This window comes from Lysinibacillus zambalensis, from assembly GCF_040183165.1.
In the GTDB taxonomy this organism is placed as follows: Bacteria; Bacillota; Bacilli; order Bacillales_A; family Planococcaceae; genus Lysinibacillus; species Lysinibacillus zambalensis.
In genome coordinates this window covers 452476-471197 of record NZ_JBEGDG010000002.1, presented here as the reverse complement: position 1 = coordinate 471197, position 18722 = coordinate 452476, and the positions used below count along the sequence as shown (strand labels likewise).

Here is an 18722-nt window from a genome sequence, read left to right as displayed (position 1 = left end):
GAAATGTGAGATGGAGGGATGCATATGGATCAGCCAAAAGAAAATCAGGTGCTCCTAGAGGTAAAACATTTAAAAATAAAATTCCATTTAAAAAATGGTAAGCAGGCAAAAGTGGTCGATGATGTGAGCTTTACGATTCGTAAGGGAGAAACGGTTGCGCTTGTAGGTGAGTCTGGAAGCGGTAAAAGTATTACATCGTTATCAATTATGCGATTACTGCCTATTCCACCAGGAGAAATTACTGCTGGTACCATTAAACTGAATGGTAAAAATCTCTTAGACTTTAAAAATAAAGAGATGAGCAATATAAGAGGTAATGAAATTAGTATGATTTTTCAAGAGCCGATGACATCATTAGATCCTGTCTTTACAGTCGGTAATCAAATGATGGAAGGCATTCGCAGACATCAAAGGATATCAAAAAAGGAGGCGAGGGAGAAATCTCTGCATCTTTTAAAAGAAGTGGGTATTGCCAATGCAGAAAAGGTGATTGCTGAATATCCACACCAATTATCAGGTGGTATGCGCCAACGTGTCATGATTGCGATTGCAATGTCCAATAACCCTCAACTGTTAATTGCTGATGAGCCAACAACGGCACTTGATGTAACAGTACAGGCTCAAATTTTAAAGCTTATGATGAAGATGAAGGAAGAACATCAATCGGCTATATTATTTATTACACATGATATGAGCGTTGTAGCAGAAACGGCAGATCGCGTTCTAGTTATGTATGCAGGGCAAATTGTAGAAGAAGCGACAGTGCGAGAGCTTTTTATGAATCCAAAGCATCCATATACAACGGCTCTTTTGAAAACAATGCCTAATCTAGAGTCAGATGTTAAACGATTGCCGTCAATCCCAGGAACTGTTCCACCGGCTTATGCGTTACCAGAAGGCTGCCGTTTTGCATCACGCTGTCCATTTGTAATGGCACAATGCCGTAACGTGCAACCTGAGGCAATTCATATTCAAGACGAGCATAAAGTACGCTGTCATTTATTTTCAAAGAAAGGGGCACATGATCATGACGAAGAAAGAAGCCTTGCTTGAAATAAAACATTTAAAAGCGTACTTTCCTGTAAAACGTAAGTCGATGAGGGATGAGAAAAAGGTCATTAAAGCAGTCGATGATATTTCTCTAGAAATTTTCCGAGGTGAAACGCTTGGGATCGTAGGCGAATCCGGCTCAGGAAAATCGACGTTTGGCCGAACTATTTTAAAACTCGTTGAACCGACCGATGGAGAAATTTTATATAAAGGACACCCTATTCAGCAGTTAAAGGGAAGTAAACTACAAACTTATCGCAATCAAATGCAAATGATTTTTCAGGATCCGTTTGCATCACTCAATCCTCGTATGCGAATAGGTGCCATCATAGAAGAGCCGATGAAGCTGCAATTAACATTAACGAAAGAGCAGCGCAAAGAACGTGTAAAGGAGCTTTTACACAAGGTAGGTTTACCAGAGGATGCTATGCAAAAGTTCCCACATGAATTTTCCGGGGGCCAAAGACAACGAATCGGTATTGCGCGGGCTCTTGCTATTCATCCAGAGTTCATTATTGCGGACGAGCCTGTATCTGCATTAGATGTTTCGGTGCAGTCACAGGTATTGAATTTAATGATGGATTTACAGGATGAATTTCATTTGACCTATTTATTTATTTCACATGATTTAAGTGTTGTAAAACATATTAGCGATCGAGTAGCTGTGTTGTATTTGGGGAGGGTAGTGGAAATTGGTGCAAAGAAAGAATTATATGCAAATCCTCTGCACCCATATACGCAGGCATTGCTTTCCGCCATTCCAGTGATCAATTTTGATGAGCCGAAACAAAAAATACCGTTACAGGGTGAATTGCCGAGCCCGATGAATCCTCCTGTAGGCTGTGTGTTTCATACACGTTGTCCCTATGTGATGGAAAGATGTCATCAGGAACGGCCAGAGCTTCAAAAAGAAAATAACCATCAACGGGTAGCGTGCTTTTTATATGATAAATAGACTGAAAAATCAGTCTTTGTGAAGTGGGGTGTGTATGGTGCTTGGAAACATTACAGATGTGCCTGGAGTTAAAGTAGGGCATGCAGAAAATAGTGAAGGAATTACAGGCTGTACAGCGATTTTAGTGGAAAATGGTGCGGTGTGCGGTGTCGATGTAAGAGGCTCAGCGCCGGGCACTCGAGAGACAGATGCACTTGATCCTATTAACGAAATTGAGCATGTGCATGGGATTTGCCTGTCAGGGGGGAGCGCATTTGGATTGGATGCTGCGGCAGGAGTTATGCAATTTCTAGAGGAGCGAGGTGTTGGCGTACAGGCAGGTGTTGCCACAATTCCAATTGTTCCTAGTGCGGTGCTGTTCGATTTATTTATCGGTGATCCAAAGACAAGACCTACTGCTCCAATGGGCTATGAAGCCGCTAAAAGTGCGGTTGTTGGTCCATTTGCAAATGGTAATACAGGGGCTGGTTATGGTGCGACTGTAGGAAAATTGGCGGGTCCTCAATTTTGTATGAAAGGGGGACTAGGTAGCGCCTCTATAGCTGGCCAAGAGGATGTTGTAGTGGGTGCAATTGTTGCTGTCAATGCTGTTGGAGATGTGAAAGATCCTATTACAAGAGAAACGCTAGCAGGAGCAAGGAATCCGAAAACAGGGGAATGGATGGATTGCTGTACGTATTTAGAGGAGCATGTGCAATCGGAAGCATTGTCTGGTACGAATACGACAATCGGTGTCGTTGCAGTGAATGCCAAGCTGACAAAAGCAGAGGCGAAAAAAATAGCCCAGCTTACACAAAATGCTCTTGCACGGACAATTTATCCAGTACACACAATGCTGGATGGAGATACGATTTTCGTGCTTGGTACAGGGAATAAAAGATTTCCGGTGGACTATTTGGGTCATCTAGCTACAAGGGCTATGGAAGAAGCGATCATTACTGGCATTAAAGCTGCAGATAAATTAGCTGAAGTAGAAAGCTATAAAAGCATTCAAATAATGAGCACATAGAGAATAGGGGGAAATAACATGAGACTAAAGAAAAATCGGTCGTTGCTGTTATTGACAATGATAGTCGTTTTATTAATGAGTGCCTGTTCAAGTGATGACAAAAAGGATGCAAGTACTAGTGGAAAGACAGTAGCGGATTTACCTCAAGAAATCGTAGTACGTATAAATGACGACCCAGATTTTTTAGATCCACATAAAGCGACAGCGTCTATTTCTTACCAAATGATTCTTAATATTTTTGAAGGACTAATGGCACCGCAAACAGATGGAACGTTAATAGAAGGGTTAGCCGAAAGCTATGCAATATCTGAAGATGGTTTAACATATACATTCAATATTCGTCCGGGTGTGAAATTTCATAATGGAGAGGATTTAACTGTTGAGGATATTCAGTATTCATTTGATCGTTTAATGGGGAAAAACGGTGGCGAAAAGATGTCAAACAGCTTTGATAATGTTGCGTCAACAGAAGCACCAGATGCCAATACATTTGTGATCAAGCTAAAAGAGCCGAACTCTAACTTCTTAAATTCATTAACGGCTCGACAATCAGCTATCTTACCAAAAAGCAATGATGGAAAGCATAATGAAAACCCTATAGGTACTGGACCATTTGCATATGTAAAATACTCGCCGGGCACAAATTTAGAACTGAAGAAAAATGAAAACTACTGGAAAGAAGGTTTACCTTATTTGAATAAAGTGACGTTTACCTTTCAATCGGATGATCAAGCAGCGATTATGAGTTTAATGGCCAATGAAGTCGATTTAACGAGTGTACCTTGGCAGCGCGTAAGTGAGGTAGGAGATAACTATAACTTATCTCATCAAAATAATAATTCATCATTAATCGTTACATTTAATGAAACGAAAGCACCTTTTGATAATGTAAAGGTCCGTCAAGCAATTAACTACGCGATTAGTAAGTCCGATATTATTGACTCAGTGTTTGCGGGCTATGCTGTACCACTTGGTTCAAACATGAGTCCGGCAATGGGGGACTATCAAAAGAAAGGCTTAGAAGATATGTATAAGCGTGATGTGGAAAAAGCCAAAGCATTATTAACAGAAGCGGGCTATCCTAAAGGCTTTAAAACGAAAATTACTGTATCTTCACATAATGATATTTATTCAAATATCGCGCAAATCGTTGCCGATAATTTAAAGGAGATTGGTATTGATGTAGAAATTGAAGTTGTCGAATGGGGAATTTGGCTAGACCGAGTTTACTTTGGTCGGGACTATCAAATGACAACAATCGATTTAACGGGTCGTGCTTCTGCTTATGAAATTATTAATGATTACATTTCAACAAATGATAGTGAAAACTTCTTCAAATTTAAAAATGAGGAATACGATAAAATTATGGCAGACGTTTTAAAGGAAAGAGATCAGGCGAAGCAAATTGACTACTATCATCGTGCACAGGAAATTTTAGCTGAGCAGGCAGCAGCGGTTTATATCGCAGATTATCAAATTGTTTGGGGCTCTAAGAAGCAAGTTACTGGATTAAAGAACTATCCATTCTGGTTCCATGATATGTCTGAGGTTAAAATTTCCAACTAGAAAGGGATGAGTGCTTGATGATGTATATTATACGTCGTTTCATCCTGTTAATAACAACTATCCTTCTAGTGTCGATCATTACATTCGGTGTTTTTCAAATTTTACCTGGAGATCCGGTTCGGACAATGTTAGGTACTGAAGCGGATCCCACACAAATTGAAAATTTGCGATCAGAGCTTGGCTTGAATCGCCCCCTTTATGAACAATATACAGATTGGATGAAGGGATTATTAACAGGGGAACTAGGAAATTCTATTCGTTTTTCAATGCCGGTAAAAGACTTACTGTTTGACAGACTACCTGTAACGATGTCATTAGCTGGGCTCGCCCTCGTAATTGTGTTACTCGTTTCATTACCATTGGGGATGTTTGCGGCGAGAAGACAAAATAAGTTCAGTGATATGTCGTTGTCAACAGTGACACAAGTTGGAATGGCTATTCCTTCTTTCTGGCTTGGAATGATTCTCATTTTATATATTGGACTACAGTTCAGCTTCTTTAAAATAAGTGGTTATATTCCGTGGACGCAAAGTGTAGCAGGAGCGTTAAGTACACTTATTCTCCCTGCGTTAACAATTGCGATTCCACAAATTGCGGTCAATTTTCGCTATGTCCGTACGTCAATTTTAGAGCAAGTTCAGCTCGATTATGTGCGTACGATTCGTAGTAAAGGGATGTCTGAGCAAAATGTTATGTATAAGCATGTCTTAAAAAATTCGATGATTCCAATATTAACGGTATTTGGATTAATTATGGCTGAAGTTGTTGCTGGAACGATTATTGTGGAGCAAGTATTTTCACTGCCAGGCGTTGGTCAACTTCTCATCACAGCTATTAGTAATCGTGATTTTCCATTAGTACAAGGAATCGTTATGTATATTACTGTTGCGGTGGTCATGATTAATTTTATGGTCGATATTTTATATTCAGTGTTAGATCCTAGAATCCGATTACGATGAGCGAGGTGGATACGATGAAACATATACAAAGATACATGAAAAATATTAATTTAATCATTGGTCTACTAGTCATTGTCGGTTTTCTAATCATCATGATAATCAGCTTTTTTTATACACCTCATGATGTGAATTCGATGAATATACCTCAAAAATTACGTAGCCCAAGTAGTGATTATCTATTTGGAACGGATGAATTTGGTCGTGATATTTTTAGCCGTATTATGAAAGGAACACAAACGGCCTTTGCAGTCGGACTAATGACAGTATTTATTGGAATAATTTTTGGTATTTTAATTGGTGGTATAGCGGGGTATGTAGGTGGCTGGATCGATGAAATTTTTATGCGCATGATGGATGCATTAATGGCCTTTCCAGGAATTATACTAGCTTTAATGCTCGTGGCTGTATTTGGGCCGGGGATTGTTAATACGGCTATTGCATTAGGCATTATTGCCATACCGGCCATTGCCAGAATTACACGTAGTGGTTTCGTCCAACATCGTGATACTGAATATGTTTTAGCAGCAAAGTTAATCGGTGTAAAACCTTATAGCATTATGTTTCGTCATATATTACCTAATATTTCATCGCAAATTATCGTCGCTGCCACTGTGACCTTTGCGACTGCAATGCTTGCGGAGGCGGCACTTAGTTATTTAGGGCTTGGTGTGCAGCCACCAAACCCTAGTTGGGGCCGCATGTTAAAAGATTCACAAGCCTATTTAGTGGGAGCCCCTTGGTACACTTATGCGCCAGGTGGAGCTATTACAGTACTTGTATTAGGTTTGTATATGCTTAGCAATGCGTTACGCGATTTTATGGATCCGCGTTCAAAAGCGTAAAATATCAGATGCTGTTTTTTCAATAAATCATTGGCCTTCATCGCTATTGACGTCGAGGGGTTGTGAAAAAATAAAATAATTTTTAGTCGTTCAAACGTTTATAGAGTGTTTGACGGACAATTAATAATTGTAGTGTTTGATATTTTCCGTATTATCTTCCGCGAAAGTAAGAAAGCATTTTGCATTATGCAAGGTGCTTTTTTCTTATATCATCCGAACTCTCTTACTCCGCTTAGTCGTCAGTATGTACCCAAAAGAAAAAGACTGTCAAATTTGACAATCTAATCAAGTGCTTTGTGAGCTGTTTTCTTTGCTTTTGTAGCAAAGGCAAGGCGGATAAGCTGAACAATCAAGGTAACACCTGAAATAGCTATGACGGCAATATAAATTATACTTAACAATTCTCTTTCTACCTTTTGCTAATTTGTTACTGCTCTAAAAACTCAGTAGCTTTTTTATATTTTTCAAGTCGCTCTAAATCCTTATCGGTTATGCTTAGAAGCCGGGAGCGGTCTGAATTATGTTTTAAGTCCGCTAGTTTTACTAATCTAGCAATAGGGGAGGCTTTAACTTGCCTCAGATAATCAAAATAAGGTGTATTTCTATCTTTGGTTAAGACTTGCACAGCTTCAATCACATTATCAGGTATTCCAGCGTTCTTTAAGTCATTTGCTGTTATCTTTGTATCTTCAAGAACATCATGCAAATAAGCAGTAGCTTTTTCTTCCGCAGATTTCACAAAGCTGGCGACTGTTTCAGGGTGTTTAATGTAATCAACGCCTGCTTTATCAACTTGTCCAGCATGAGCCTTTCTAGCTATCTCATGGGCTATCTCAACATAATCAGGCAACATATAGCAGACCTCGCTTAAATCCTATAATAACTTTCATTTTATCATACTATTCGCTCGCTAACTAATGCTTAGAGTGCCAAAAGGGTGTAATTCAAGGGCTGTTAACGTTATATTAAAATAGGTATTCTTCGCAAAGGAAGACGGTTCCAAATGCTCAAAAAGCACGAGGAATCACCTTTAATAATTTCGTTTATGCCCTTTTTTTACGTATTCCCAATCAGTTTCAATGTTTTGACGAATACGAATTAAAAAGTCTTGAACACTGTCCATTTCTTCAGGAGAAAAACCATCTAATGCTCTAGCATTCGAATAGTCTCCTTCTCGCTTTAAAAATGGATAAATCTTCAAACTTTTTTCTGTTGGGAAAAGCTGTTTGTTTTTCTTGTTACCAACTTCACTACGCTTTTCTACAAAACCTTTAGTCTCCAACTTTTGAATAGCTCGAGAGGCAGTTGTGCGATCTACCTTCAATAGTTCAGCAACCTTTTCTTGAATAATACCAGGGTTTTCACAGATGCGAGTGACATACAAATACTGTCCCTTTGTTAAATCAAGTTCTTTAAACTCAATATTACTAATGGAATCAAGTGCCCGAGCAATCGCACCAATATCTCGTAAAATTTCCTTCATTGATTGCCTCCGAAAAATATTGTATTTGCAATAAAAAATACTCTATACTATATATTATCATCCATGAAGGGAAATTTCACTTCATATCTACAGGTGGTTTTCTTTTCCAATCAGGGGAGAGTACACTCCTAAAACAGAAAAAATGAGGAGGAATATAAAAATGAACACAAAAAAAATTACAGATGAAAAAGACTTACAAACAGCGTTTTCCATTCGTCAAAAAGTTTTTATTGAGGAGCAAAAGGTGCCAGAGGAAGAAGAATATGATGAATTCGACACGCTAGATGCAGCATGTGATCATATTCTTGTGTATTATAACGATCAACCTGTTGGTACTGGTAGACTGCGAATTGTTGATGGCTATGGCAAACTAGAGCGTATATGTATATTAATAGAATTCCGCAAATTTGGTTTAGGTAAAGTAATTATCCAACGTTTAGAGGAAATAGCAGTAGAAAAAGGTTTAACAAAATCAAAATTAAACGCGCAATCTTATGCAGAAGGCTTTTATGAAAAATTAGGCTATAGACGTGAAGGTGAAGAATTTATGGATTGTGGCATCCCGCATATTTTAATGAAAAAACAATTTAATTAGGCCTAGGATACTCAATATATTAAAAATAGCAAACTAAGTTTTATGTTAGTTTGCTATTTTATTTTAGTGCAATAACTCTTTTATTTTTTCCCATAATGGCATAATATCTTCTTTAGTCGGCACATTTTCAAATATCCAATCTGATTCATATTGAAGGCGTTCACTAATTTCTTAACGGCCATTTCATGTGTAACAAGGCTCATACAATTCATAATATCGACTATCTCATTAAGGGGGCAAAGGGAAGCGAATTATATATCGCTTTAAGTCCAAGTAAAGCTCGCTCAGGGCAATATTTATGTAGGAGTACTTTAGCGAAGTGTTCTAAACTATTCCGCAATAAATGAATACACCAAATCTCATTTCCGCGTTGAGCACTCCAATAATATTGATACAAATACTAGACAGTATTATCTACAACATTTTGAAATTCAAGTGGAGTTAAAGCCATAGTTGTACTTTCCAGTTTAGCAGTAAGAATTTCATTCAGATCAAATAATATTTTAATAGCATCGTTTAGTAGCTGTGGGGCAATAATATAAATGTCATCAACAAAAATGTATCCTTATAAGTTACAATATGCTTCTTGCTATTGGGCAAAAATGCTTCAATATTTCTTCCTTCACAACGCAGTACATATCGATATCTGAAAATTCATCATACTCCTCTCTAGCTATGGATCCTCTTAAAAATACAGCTTCAACAAATTGATCACCTTTTAAACTTTCGAGTAAAATCTCAACAACATGATCCAAATTCAAGTGTATCCTCTCCTACTATTAAAACAGGCTACCCAATAATATTTTGAGTAGCCTTATTTTGTTAGACTTCGTTTACAACGGTGTCTGAGAAGTGATCGTGAGGTAGAAGTTGTCCGTTTTGTTGTTCGAACGCTGTTGGATTTTTCAAGTAGTCGAATGGGCTAATTGAGTCACGGTATGCCATTCGTTTCAGAATTTGAGCAGAAGTGAGCCTAGTCCCACTTTTATTCTCAAGTGCTATCCCCATTTTTTTATAGCCAACGGTTTGTCCATTATTACGTAATTGTGCAAATTCAAGTGACCACATAACGGCTGTTGGTGTGACAATGGCATGAATAGCCTCATTTTTTATTTTTTTCCGCAGGACATATTCCACTCCAGCTGTGACAGCCGTTGAAATTGCCAAATCAATTAGAAATGCTTTTGTTCGTTTTTTAGTAATAGATTTCATCGGAGTACCTCCTCATAAGTTTCAAAGGAATATATTGTATTTAAATGGAAACTCTTGCTTAGTAAGGTAAGAGGGCATGGCCCCATGTTTTTCTGTCGAAGCTCCCGCATAGCTATTCGCGAATGTAAGGAGGGAGGTAGCATGCTGCTGACAAAAGTCGACTAGATTGTTCGCTGTAATCTGCTTGCTAAGGAAAATGGCTAACAATGCACCGATGAAGGCATCACCTGCTCCGGTTGTATCAATCGCTTGAACCTTGTCAACTGGTACTTTAACGTGAAGGTTTTTCGTATAAAGACTTGCACCTTCTGCTCCACGAGTAATGATAAGTACTTGTACTTTCCCTTGAAATAATGAATGGACGGCTGTTTTTTCATCATCAATCGCTGTTAAAAATAAAAGCTCCTCTTCAGACAATTTAACGATATGGGCCTTTGGTAAAAATTCTAAAATGGTTTGACGACATGCCTTCACATCATTCCACAGTGGCAAGCGAACATTTGGATCAAAAGAAACAAGACTCCCTGCCTGTTGAGCTTGTTCTATCAGGGCCACATGTGCATGTTTCATTGGGCTTTCCACTAAATTAACTGAACAAAAATGAAGAATATCTTTATCTCTTAAAAGATTCGGTGGCAGTTGCTCTTTGTTGTAAAGTAAATCAGCTGCGTGGCGGCGATAAAATAAGAAATCACGGGCTCCATCACCAGTCAATGAAACAAAGGCTAGACTTGTTTCACCCTCAACAGTTTGAACAATATAGTTCGTATCGACATCGGCTTTCTTTAATGTTTCTACTAGAAAATCTCCAAAAGCATCCTGACCTACCTGTGTAATGAGGGCCGCTTGTTGCTCAAGCCTTGCACAAACAGCTGCAACATTGGCAGGGGCCCCACCAGCATTTTTAGTAAATTGCTCAACTGCAACAAGGGAGGCATTTTGTTCAGTAGGTGTAAAATCAATTAATAATTCACCAATTGCATAAAGTTTACTCATGGAAAAACCTCCTTTATTTCAATTTCGTCCTAGATAATTGGTGCTGTCGCGCAGAAAAATTGCCATAAGGAATGGCTATCCGCCGTTATGCGCATTGAATCCGTCGTTAAGCCAGTCGATTCCGTCGGCTACATCTGTATCCGTCGCTCAGCAGGATCTATCCGTCGATAAGCGCATTGAATCCGTCGTGAAGCCAGTCGGTTCCGTCGCCTTCATTTGAATCCGTCGATAAGCCAGTCGATTCCGTCGCTCAGCAGGATCTATCCGTCGATAAGCGCATTGAATCCGTCGTTAAGCCAGTCGGTTCCGTCGCCTTCATTTGTATCCGTCGCCTTCATTTGAATCCGTCGCTCAGAAGGATCTATCCGTCACTATGAGCTTTGAATCCGTCGTTAAGCCAGTCGATTCCGTCGCCTTCATTTGAATCCGTCGCTCAGCAGGATCTATCCGTCACTATGAGCTTTGAATCCGTCGTTAAGCCAGTCGGTTCCGTCGCCTTCATTTGATTCCGTCGCTCAGCAAGACACTTCCGTCACCTTGCCCTCACATACTTAGACTGAATTCCTTATTTCAGCATTGTTTAGATATCCGAACCAAACCGCATTCACCTTTAAAGGTGGGGGGGTTCCGTAGCAGACGCTTCGCTTTTGCTACGAGGCATTCGCTTTTTCTTTGGTACGTAAATAGTGTAGAAAATACCGCCGAAAATTAATACAATACCAGCTGTTTGCATAAAGCTCGGCATAAAATCAAGTAACAGCATATCAAGCAATATTGCCACAACAGGGTCAACAAATACTAATACTGAAACTAGTATGGTAGAGAGGCTACGAATACTATCAAAAAATAAATAGTAAACAAAGCCTGTATGAATAAAACCTGTTCCTAAAATATATAGCCAGTTTGTAGTCGTTAAATCTCCAAATAACGAAAAATTAACAAATGGCAATAGTATGATAATTCCGACCGTTGTTTGGATATATGTTAATGCGTAGGAGCTAAGCTTTGTGATCGTTTTACTTGTTAGCATCGTAAATGCGTAAAATAATGCAGACAGTAATGCCCATATAAAGCCTGATTTCATAAATTCAGAGAGGGACATAAAATTATTTAAACCGATAATAAACATACTACCGATAAAACAAGTTAGTGTTGCTAGTAACGCTTGAATAGTCATTTTTTCTTTTAAAAATAATGCGCCAAAAATTAATACGAATATTGGTGCTAAATTATAAATAGAAATGGCAATGGAAATTGACATTTCTTCAAAGGCTTTAAATAAAAATACCCAGTTTAAGACAATAAAGACACCGCATAGAAGTGTACGTAAAATTTCTTTTTTATCCCATTTTTCCGTCTTATGACCACCAGTGATAAGCCACATTCCGCCAAGGAAGAGGGTAGCGCAAATACATCTAATAAATACTAGCTCGATTGCAGGTACACCCGTATGAACGGTGAAAAATCCAATAGAGCCAAAAAGGGCCATTGAAACAGTTAGTTTGATAATCGCTGAAATGTTCATATAAAACCTTCTTTCTATTAAAATTTTTGACGCTTGTGAAAATATTAACGTTTATTTCGCCCCATTATTAAAGTTCTTCACTCATGTAGAGGTTAGAACTACTCGGTTAGGAGTAGAATCCGCCATGTCCCTCTATAAATCTTTCAATCCTAAAGCTTCATAAAATAAGCGAAGAAAGCCGACAGTGTACGTACGTCAACTGTCGACTTTTCATTGTTCTACAATTATTCTCGGATTTGGCCGTTACCGTGAATGAAATACTTTGTAGATGTTAACGCAGGTAAACCCATTGGTCCTCGAGCATGTAATTTTTGCGTACTAATGCCGATTTCTGCACCGTAGCCAAATTCAAAGCCATCTGTGAAGCGAGTGGATGCATTGTGATAAACAGCAGCAGCATCCACGCTATGTAAGAAAGTATCTGCTGCTAACTGATTCTCTGTCATGATGGCTTCAGAGTGGTTCGTGCCATATTTATTAATGTGCTCAATTGCTTCATAAACGTTTTCCACAATTTTAACGCTAATCTTTAAATCTAAATATTCAGTTGCATAGTCTTCTACAGTTGCTAGTTGTGCGAAATCAAGAGCTTGACAAACAGTATCATCGCCGATAATTGTCACACCAGCTTGATGTATAGCACTTAGTAGCTGTTTACCGTGCTCATGAAACCATTCTGGATGAATAAGTAAGCTTTCTGCGGCATTACAAACAGAAGGGCGCTGTGTTTTTGCATTGATGCAAATCTTTTCTGTTTTTAAGTAATCGGCCGTTTGGTCTACATAAATATGACAGTTGCCAGCACCTGTTTCTAGTACTGGTACAGTGGCTTCGTTTACTACTAAGTCAATTAGTGCCTTTCCGCCACGAGGAATTAAAACATCTAAGTATTCTTTTAAATGGAATAATTCTTTGACAGTTTCACGATTTGTATCCTCGATTAATTGCACAGCGTCCGCAGGGATAGACGTTTTGCTAAGTGCACGATGAATACTTGCCACTAGCGCTACATTCGAAAATTTAGCAGAAGAGCTACCACGTAAAATGACTGCATTGCCTGTTTTTAATGATAATGTTGCCGCATCTACTGTTACATTAGGGCGTGCCTCGTAAATCATCCCGATAACGCCAATTGGTACTAAACGCTTTTCAATTAGTAATCCATTTTCTTTTTCTATTCGTTCTAAAAGACTACCAACTGGATCATTTAATTCAACTAACAAGTGAATAGCACTTGACATTGCCTCTACTCGTTCTTTGTTTAGCATAATGCGATCGAGGGTAGAAGCGGGCATTCCTTGTTTCTCGCCGTTTGCTAAATCCTTTGCATTTTCAGCAATGATCGTATCTTGGTCGATTAGTAATTGCTCAGCAATTTTTGTGAGAGCCTCATTTTTCTCGCAAGTTGTTTTAATATTAAAAATATAGCTTGCGGCCTTAGCTAGCTTTCCTTTTTGTTGAACTTCACTCGTCATGTGAATTCCTCCTTAATTTGTTTAAATTTTTAGCCATTTATCTCGATGAATGACCTCAATGGGATAGTTCGCTAACTCATCTGTACGTTTTCCCATCGCATGTGCTAACTCTAGGGAAGAATATAAGACCTCACCACGGCCAAGCAGTCCCTTGTCACTATAGACTTCGACAACGTCGCCATTTGCGAAGTCGCCTTCGACACGATATACACCAGCAGGCAACAAACTTTTCCCATTTGCCAATAATGCATGTTCTGCACCGCTATCTATAAAAATTTTACCAGATACTTCCGTTAGTGCAATCCACTGTTTATTATTCGTTAAAACAGCAAGTGCGTCATGCTCAACATACGTACCATCACCACGTCCTTCTACTATATCGACAAGCTTACTAGCACCGTGACCAGTTCCAATAAACACCTTGACACCTGCATTTAAGGCTGCTCGAGCTGCCAGTAATTTGGATTCCATACCACCTGTACCGACCTTAGACCCTGAACCATCTGCAAAGCCAAGCATCTCATCTGATACCTCTGTTAAACGATCAATACGTTGTGCATCAGGATTTTTAGATGGATTGGCATTATACAAGCCATTGATATCAGTTAAGATAATGAGCTGATCGGCATGTATAAGACCACTTACAAGTGCTGATAACATGTCGTTATCTCCAAAGGTTAATTCGCTGACAGATACCGAATCGTTTTCGTTAATGATAGGTAAAATGGAGCGTTCTAATAATTCCTCAAATGTGGCACAGGCATTTTTATAACGCTCTTTTTTGGAAAAATCAGTGCGAGTAAGTAAAATTTGAGCAGGCACAATATCATAAATGCTAAATAAAGCATTGTAGGTTTGAATCAGTAAACTTTGCCCAACTGCTGCTGCAGCCTGTTTACCTTTTAATGTGACGGGACGAGAAGGGTAGCCTAGCTGTTTAAAGCCCGCTGCTACTGCGCCTGATGAAACAAGCAATACTTCATGCCCGTATTTTTTTAATTCAGCAATCGCTTGGACATGGTCCATTAAACGTATTTTATCAATTTCACCTTTTGCATTTGTTAAGGAGCTACTCCCAATTTTGACGACAATTCTTTTTCTTTCCATAGCAATACCTCCAATTCGCCATTACACTTGTACTATGATTTAAACTTTAGCAGCCACAAAGATTTCGCTAAATTTAAAAATTAAAAAACCTTTTCATCCTAAAAAATTAGGACGAAAAGGTTTACTTTCCGTGGTACCACCTAGATTGAACATCATTGACATTCCACTTTACTCATAACGCTTGAGACTGCGCCTAGTTTGCTAGGACGATTTACGAAGTAGGTTCTTTAGTCTTTCTTGTACAATGCCTTACAGCCGGTGGGCATCGCTCTCTGATCAAGCAGTTTCTAGGTACTAATCTTCGCTCGCTTATATTGTATAATTCAATATCTTTTTTGAATGGACCTTCATCAATTCTTTTGTTTGGAGTCCGATTTCTATAAAGAATGCACTACTTTAGCATGTCTGTCAAGCCGATTAGGAATGTTAATAGAAAGTTTTGAAAAAAAGTAGGTATTACTGAACAATCGAGAGTAACGTGTAGGAGCAACATAACCTTGTTTACTTAAACCACCAGATTGCGATTAATAGTGGGAGCATCGCTAAAACAATCACGAAAGAACTCCATACTATTTGTTTTCCTGAAGACATATTTTTCGGTTTAATACTCATTCGTTCATATAGTTCGTTGATGGAACGTTGTTCTTTCGCATAAAGCATAGTTTGAAATTTATCGTAATCTTGAATATAACTTGAGGGAGGGCGAGGGCTAAAGCGTAAACTTCGAATATCGTCTGTAATCTCTTTTTCGCCCATCCAATAAGTAATAACTGGCGCTAACCCTGAAGTTTGCGTGGCCTGTACCCTGATGTCATGTGTTTTCATTTTATAATAGACATTTCCTTGCTCGTCTTCATATTGCTTTACAATATCGCTTACTGCCATCAACTAACACCTCTTTCTCCCAAATAATCCGACTTTTAAGTTATGGTAATATTTATTATAATGGATTAAGGTAGAAAAGTATTGCTGAAACGAGCAGAATTGGGTAGAGATTTTTGTAAAAATTTAGAAAAAGTATGTATGTATATAGTATAATGTTAAGAAATACATTTTATGGTTATTATTTTTGAAAAGTAATTGTTCTACTAAAAATAGAGTTAGTCTGAATAGAAATTAATCTCACTGATGATGGATATTTTTGTAAAATGCAATAGAAAGAAGGGATAGTATTGGCATTTTCAACCTTAATGGCGTTTGTAGGAGCGTCAATTATTTTAACTGTAATGCCAGGGCCAGATAATTTATTTGTTCTTGCACAAAGTATTGCGCAGGATAAAAAGGCTGGTATAGCAACATCACTTGGCTTATGTACAGGTTTGCTCGTTCATATAGGTGCGGCGGTTCTCGGTATCTCGGCTATTATTTATCAATCCACAGTTATTTTCTCTATTGTTAAATTTGCAGGAGCGGCGTATTTATTGTATTTAGCATGGCAGTCGTTTCGTGCGAAAGGTGATCCATTCACCATGGAACAGCAAAATGTACAAGCCTATGTGACGTTATATAGAAAAGGTATTTTAATGAATATTTTAAATCCAAAAGTTTCTTTATTTTTCTTAGCACTATTGCCACAGTTTGTAAATCCTTCTAATGGCCATGTAGGTTTACAGATGCTAGTTTTGGGTATTGTATTTTTAGTACAAGCGCTTATTCTATTTTCATTATTTAGTATTTTTGCCGGTAAAGTAAGAAAAGTAATTATTGGGAAGCCTGCAATTGCTAAACGATTAAATATGATTCAAGGTGTACTTTTCACTTTTATTGGAATACAAATAGCGCTAAGTAAACAGTAAATTGGGGGATTTTCATGGCAATTTTACATATAACGTTTAGCTTATCTACGCAAGGTTCAATTAAACATGCAATACGACAACATCATTTACAACGAGAGGAGTCAGTGCTTAGTGTCAATGAGATTTTCTCGATTGGTCCGCTAAGTAGCTCAGAAGTACGCAAAAGCTGGTTACGAGCCAATATTTTTAGGGACAGTGAAGAACGTGAATTGAACGAGGATCTTCATAAAGAATGGAAGCAAAAAATTGCAGGTTTACCGTGTGATGTTGATGTCTGGGTATGGTACAGCGAAAGCACTCATGAAGAGATTGGGTTACGTTATGTCATGAGAGAGTTGATCAATAAATGTAGTATGGTATATGGGATTGATGCCACGGATGGCTTGAAACGTGTACAACCAAACATGACGATTCGTCAAACAGGTGAGCTTTCGCCAGACTTGCTTATGAAGCTACGTTCTGAGGCAAAGCGTTTTTCAATTGATGAGTGTCAGCAACTTGCTAATGAATGGGAAGAGCTAAAACAAAACCCTAGTACATTGCGAGTTTGGCAAGATGGAATTGTCCATGTAGCGGAAGATGCATTGGATCCTATCATTATAGAATGTGCCGAAAGAGCTCATGCAGAACTAAATGAGGAATGGCTTAAACCGATGCGTATCATCGGTGAAGCAATTGGTTCAATTGATGAGTATTTAGGTGAAGAGTTTGTGGAAAAACGACTAATGACACTTGCAAAGCAGGGACTTTTTGAGGTTGATGGAGATACAACAGATATGTATTCGTATCAAGTAAAATATGTAGGGGAAAAATAATAAAACTGCTTCCAGTAACCACCTTTCATTCGGAGAAGGTGGTTTTTTTTAGTTCAAGAAAATTGGCTTAATGTGAAAAGTCATGTAAAGGATTAACTTTTCCGCAATTGAATATAAAGAAAAGCGAGTAACAATTGTTACTCACTTTAATGTTTTAGACCATTTTATATGAGTAAAGATTACTTCTTTTCGTAAAAATCGAATACAAATTGCTGAAATTGTCGTGCTGATGGTGAAAGGTATCGATTTTCAATCCAAGCCATACCTATGGTCCGTTCACAAACCATATCCTCAACACGAATTTTCGCCAATTTATTTGGATTCAAGTCTTCATCAACAGGTAGCAACGACACGCCAAGCCCAGCACTTACAAAACCAGCAACTGTAGATACCTCATCACCTTCAAACGTAATTTTCGGTTTGATACCTGCAGCATTTAATAATTTATCCGCTGTGCGGCGTAATGCGTAACCCTTTTTCAACAGAACAAAATTTTCATGTTCAAGTTCCTTCATTTTGATGCTTTTACGGTTGGCGAGTGGATGGTCAATCGGCACCATAATAAAAAGCTCGTCTCGCCATAGCTCTTTCCAACAAACAGGTGGCTCCGTGTCAATCGCTGCGAGTAAGCAAAGATCTAACTCTCCCGCAAGTAATTGCTTCAACTGGGAGTGTGAGTAATTTTGTGTAAAGTGAAAGCGTATATGCGGATGCTTCTGACGGAAGGAACGGATCAAGTCAGGTACAATGCTAGTCCCTAGAGTATGTAAAAATCCGAGTGATACATCTCCTAGCTCTGGGTTATTCAGCTCCTGTAATTCAATCACTGCTTTTTCGTACTCTTTACGCATGCGTTGGACCCGATACAAAAAAAGCTCGCCATATCGGTTGAGCATAATCGAGCGTCCTTGACGGTCGAATAAGGGTACTCCTAATTCCTCTTCAAGCTTTGAAATAGAGCGACTTAATGCTGGCTGAGAAATCGCTAATGCTTCAGCTGCACGAGTCATATGCTCGAGTTTAGCTACCGTTACGAAATACTCCAATTGCTGCCACTCCATTTTTTCACCTCTATTCTCGTTATTTTTGAGTTAACTGCATTATAACGGTAAAAGACTAGGAAGTATAGGCGCCAAAAAAATTTAAAAAGGATGGAGCACTTAAAAAGAGAAATGAAAAATGAAAGTAGCTGAAAGTGTGATAGTACAGCCGTTAACCTCACATCATTAATGCACGAAACACATTAATATGATAAAAACTATAAATTGTACATTATGAATAAAGGGTGTTAAGATAGACACATAAATTACACAATTACAAATTTCCGTGAAGGGGAT

Annotated in this window: 19 protein-coding genes; 9 read left to right on the top strand and 10 right to left on the bottom strand. The window is 38.5% G+C overall.

The features are described 5' to 3' along the window. Positions 1–24 precede the first annotated feature (24 nt). From ABNX05_RS05310 to ABNX05_RS05285, 6 genes are read left to right on the top strand one after another with little or no spacing between them, the layout of a single operon-like run. Entirely contained in the window at positions 25–1053 is a 1029-nt protein-coding gene (locus ABNX05_RS05310; protein WP_349658773.1) for an ABC transporter ATP-binding protein, read from the top strand. Further along, positions 1028–2005, top strand: a complete 978-nt coding sequence (locus tag ABNX05_RS05305; protein WP_349658772.1) for an ABC transporter ATP-binding protein — start codon at positions 1028–1030, stop codon at positions 2003–2005. The genes ABNX05_RS05310 and ABNX05_RS05305 overlap by 26 nt, the downstream gene beginning before the upstream one ends. 37 nt (positions 2006–2042) lie before the next feature. Further along, entirely contained in the window at positions 2043–3014 is a 972-nt protein-coding gene (locus ABNX05_RS05300; RefSeq protein ID WP_349658861.1) for a P1 family peptidase, read from the top strand. A gap of 18 nt (positions 3015–3032) precedes the next feature. After that, the gene (locus ABNX05_RS05295) at positions 3033–4580 is read left to right on the top strand and encodes an ABC transporter substrate-binding protein (protein WP_349658771.1); all 1548 of its coding nucleotides are present in this window, start codon (positions 3033–3035) and stop codon (positions 4578–4580) included. 17 nt (positions 4581–4597) lie between these two features. Further along, on the top strand, positions 4598–5539 hold the full coding sequence (locus ABNX05_RS05290; protein WP_349658770.1) for an ABC transporter permease: 942 nt from the start codon (positions 4598–4600) through the stop codon (positions 5537–5539). 14 nt (positions 5540–5553) lie between these two features. After that, a complete protein-coding gene (locus ABNX05_RS05285) occupies positions 5554–6381 on the top strand; it encodes an ABC transporter permease (protein WP_349658769.1) in 828 nt (275 codons plus the stop codon). Between the two features lie 427 nt (positions 6382–6808). Here ABNX05_RS05285 and ABNX05_RS05280 read toward each other — a convergent pair whose 3' ends face one another. Both ABNX05_RS05280 and ABNX05_RS05275 read right to left on the bottom strand, forming a co-directional pair. After that, a complete protein-coding gene (locus ABNX05_RS05280) occupies positions 6809–7234 on the bottom strand; it encodes an HD domain-containing protein (protein ID WP_349658768.1) in 426 nt (141 codons plus the stop codon). A 177-nt stretch (positions 7235–7411) separates the two neighbouring features. Then, complete coding sequence (locus tag ABNX05_RS05275) at positions 7412–7864, bottom strand: MarR family winged helix-turn-helix transcriptional regulator (protein WP_349658767.1); 453 nt, start codon at positions 7862–7864, stop codon at positions 7412–7414. A gap of 160 nt (positions 7865–8024) precedes the next feature. Here ABNX05_RS05275 and ABNX05_RS05270 point away from each other — a divergent pair, with 160 nt between their 5' ends. After that, a complete protein-coding gene (locus tag ABNX05_RS05270) occupies positions 8025–8459 on the top strand; it encodes a GNAT family N-acetyltransferase (RefSeq protein WP_349658766.1) in 435 nt (144 codons plus the stop codon). Between the two features lie 572 nt (positions 8460–9031). On the opposite strand, the gene ABNX05_RS05265 is transcribed toward ABNX05_RS05270, so the two are convergent. The 7 genes from ABNX05_RS05265 to ABNX05_RS05235 all read right to left on the bottom strand — a co-directional run bounded on the left by ABNX05_RS05265 (position 9032) and on the right by ABNX05_RS05235 (position 15659). After that, a complete protein-coding gene (locus tag ABNX05_RS05265; RefSeq protein WP_349658765.1) occupies positions 9032–9220 on the bottom strand; it encodes a nucleotidyltransferase domain-containing protein in 189 nt (62 codons plus the stop codon). Between the two features lie 61 nt (positions 9221–9281). Then, positions 9282–9671: an RDD family protein gene (locus ABNX05_RS05260; protein ID WP_349658764.1), complete on the bottom strand. Its 390-nt coding sequence runs from the start codon at positions 9669–9671 to the stop codon at positions 9282–9284. Positions 9672–9692: 21 nt separating this feature from the next. Beyond that, on the bottom strand, positions 9693–10667 hold the full coding sequence (locus ABNX05_RS05255; protein WP_349658763.1) for a carbohydrate kinase family protein: 975 nt from the start codon (positions 10665–10667) through the stop codon (positions 9693–9695). A 610-nt stretch (positions 10668–11277) separates the two neighbouring features. Continuing rightward, entirely contained in the window at positions 11278–12192 is a 915-nt protein-coding gene (locus ABNX05_RS05250) for a DMT family transporter (protein WP_349658762.1), read from the bottom strand. A 224-nt stretch (positions 12193–12416) separates the two neighbouring features. Beyond that, on the bottom strand, positions 12417–13667 hold the full coding sequence (locus tag ABNX05_RS05245) for a glutamate-5-semialdehyde dehydrogenase (RefSeq protein ID WP_349658761.1): 1251 nt from the start codon (positions 13665–13667) through the stop codon (positions 12417–12419). Between the two features lie 21 nt (positions 13668–13688). Further along, a complete protein-coding gene (gene proB / locus ABNX05_RS05240; protein ID WP_349658760.1) occupies positions 13689–14774 on the bottom strand; it encodes a glutamate 5-kinase in 1086 nt (361 codons plus the stop codon). A gap of 501 nt (positions 14775–15275) precedes the next feature. After that, positions 15276–15659: a sodium:proton antiporter gene (locus tag ABNX05_RS05235; RefSeq protein WP_349658759.1), complete on the bottom strand. Its 384-nt coding sequence runs from the start codon at positions 15657–15659 to the stop codon at positions 15276–15278. Positions 15660–15946: 287 nt separating this feature from the next. Between ABNX05_RS05235 and ABNX05_RS05230 the strand changes: the two genes are divergently transcribed. Together ABNX05_RS05230 and ABNX05_RS05225 are read left to right on the top strand one after the other, a co-directional pair. Beyond that, positions 15947–16570 (top strand): LysE family translocator, encoded by a 624-nt coding sequence (locus ABNX05_RS05230; RefSeq protein WP_349658758.1) that lies wholly within the window; start codon positions 15947–15949, stop codon positions 16568–16570. Positions 16571–16584: 14 nt separating this feature from the next. Then, positions 16585–17385 carry a DUF1835 domain-containing protein gene (locus tag ABNX05_RS05225; protein ID WP_349658757.1) on the top strand — a complete coding sequence of 267 codons (801 nt, stop codon included), beginning with the start codon at positions 16585–16587 and terminating at the stop codon, positions 17383–17385. Between the two features lie 179 nt (positions 17386–17564). Here the strand turns inward: ABNX05_RS05225 and ABNX05_RS05220 are convergent, their stop codons facing one another. After that, positions 17565–18446, bottom strand: a complete 882-nt coding sequence (locus tag ABNX05_RS05220) for a LysR family transcriptional regulator (RefSeq protein WP_349658756.1) — start codon at positions 18444–18446, stop codon at positions 17565–17567. Between the last annotated feature and the right edge of the window lie 276 nt (positions 18447–18722).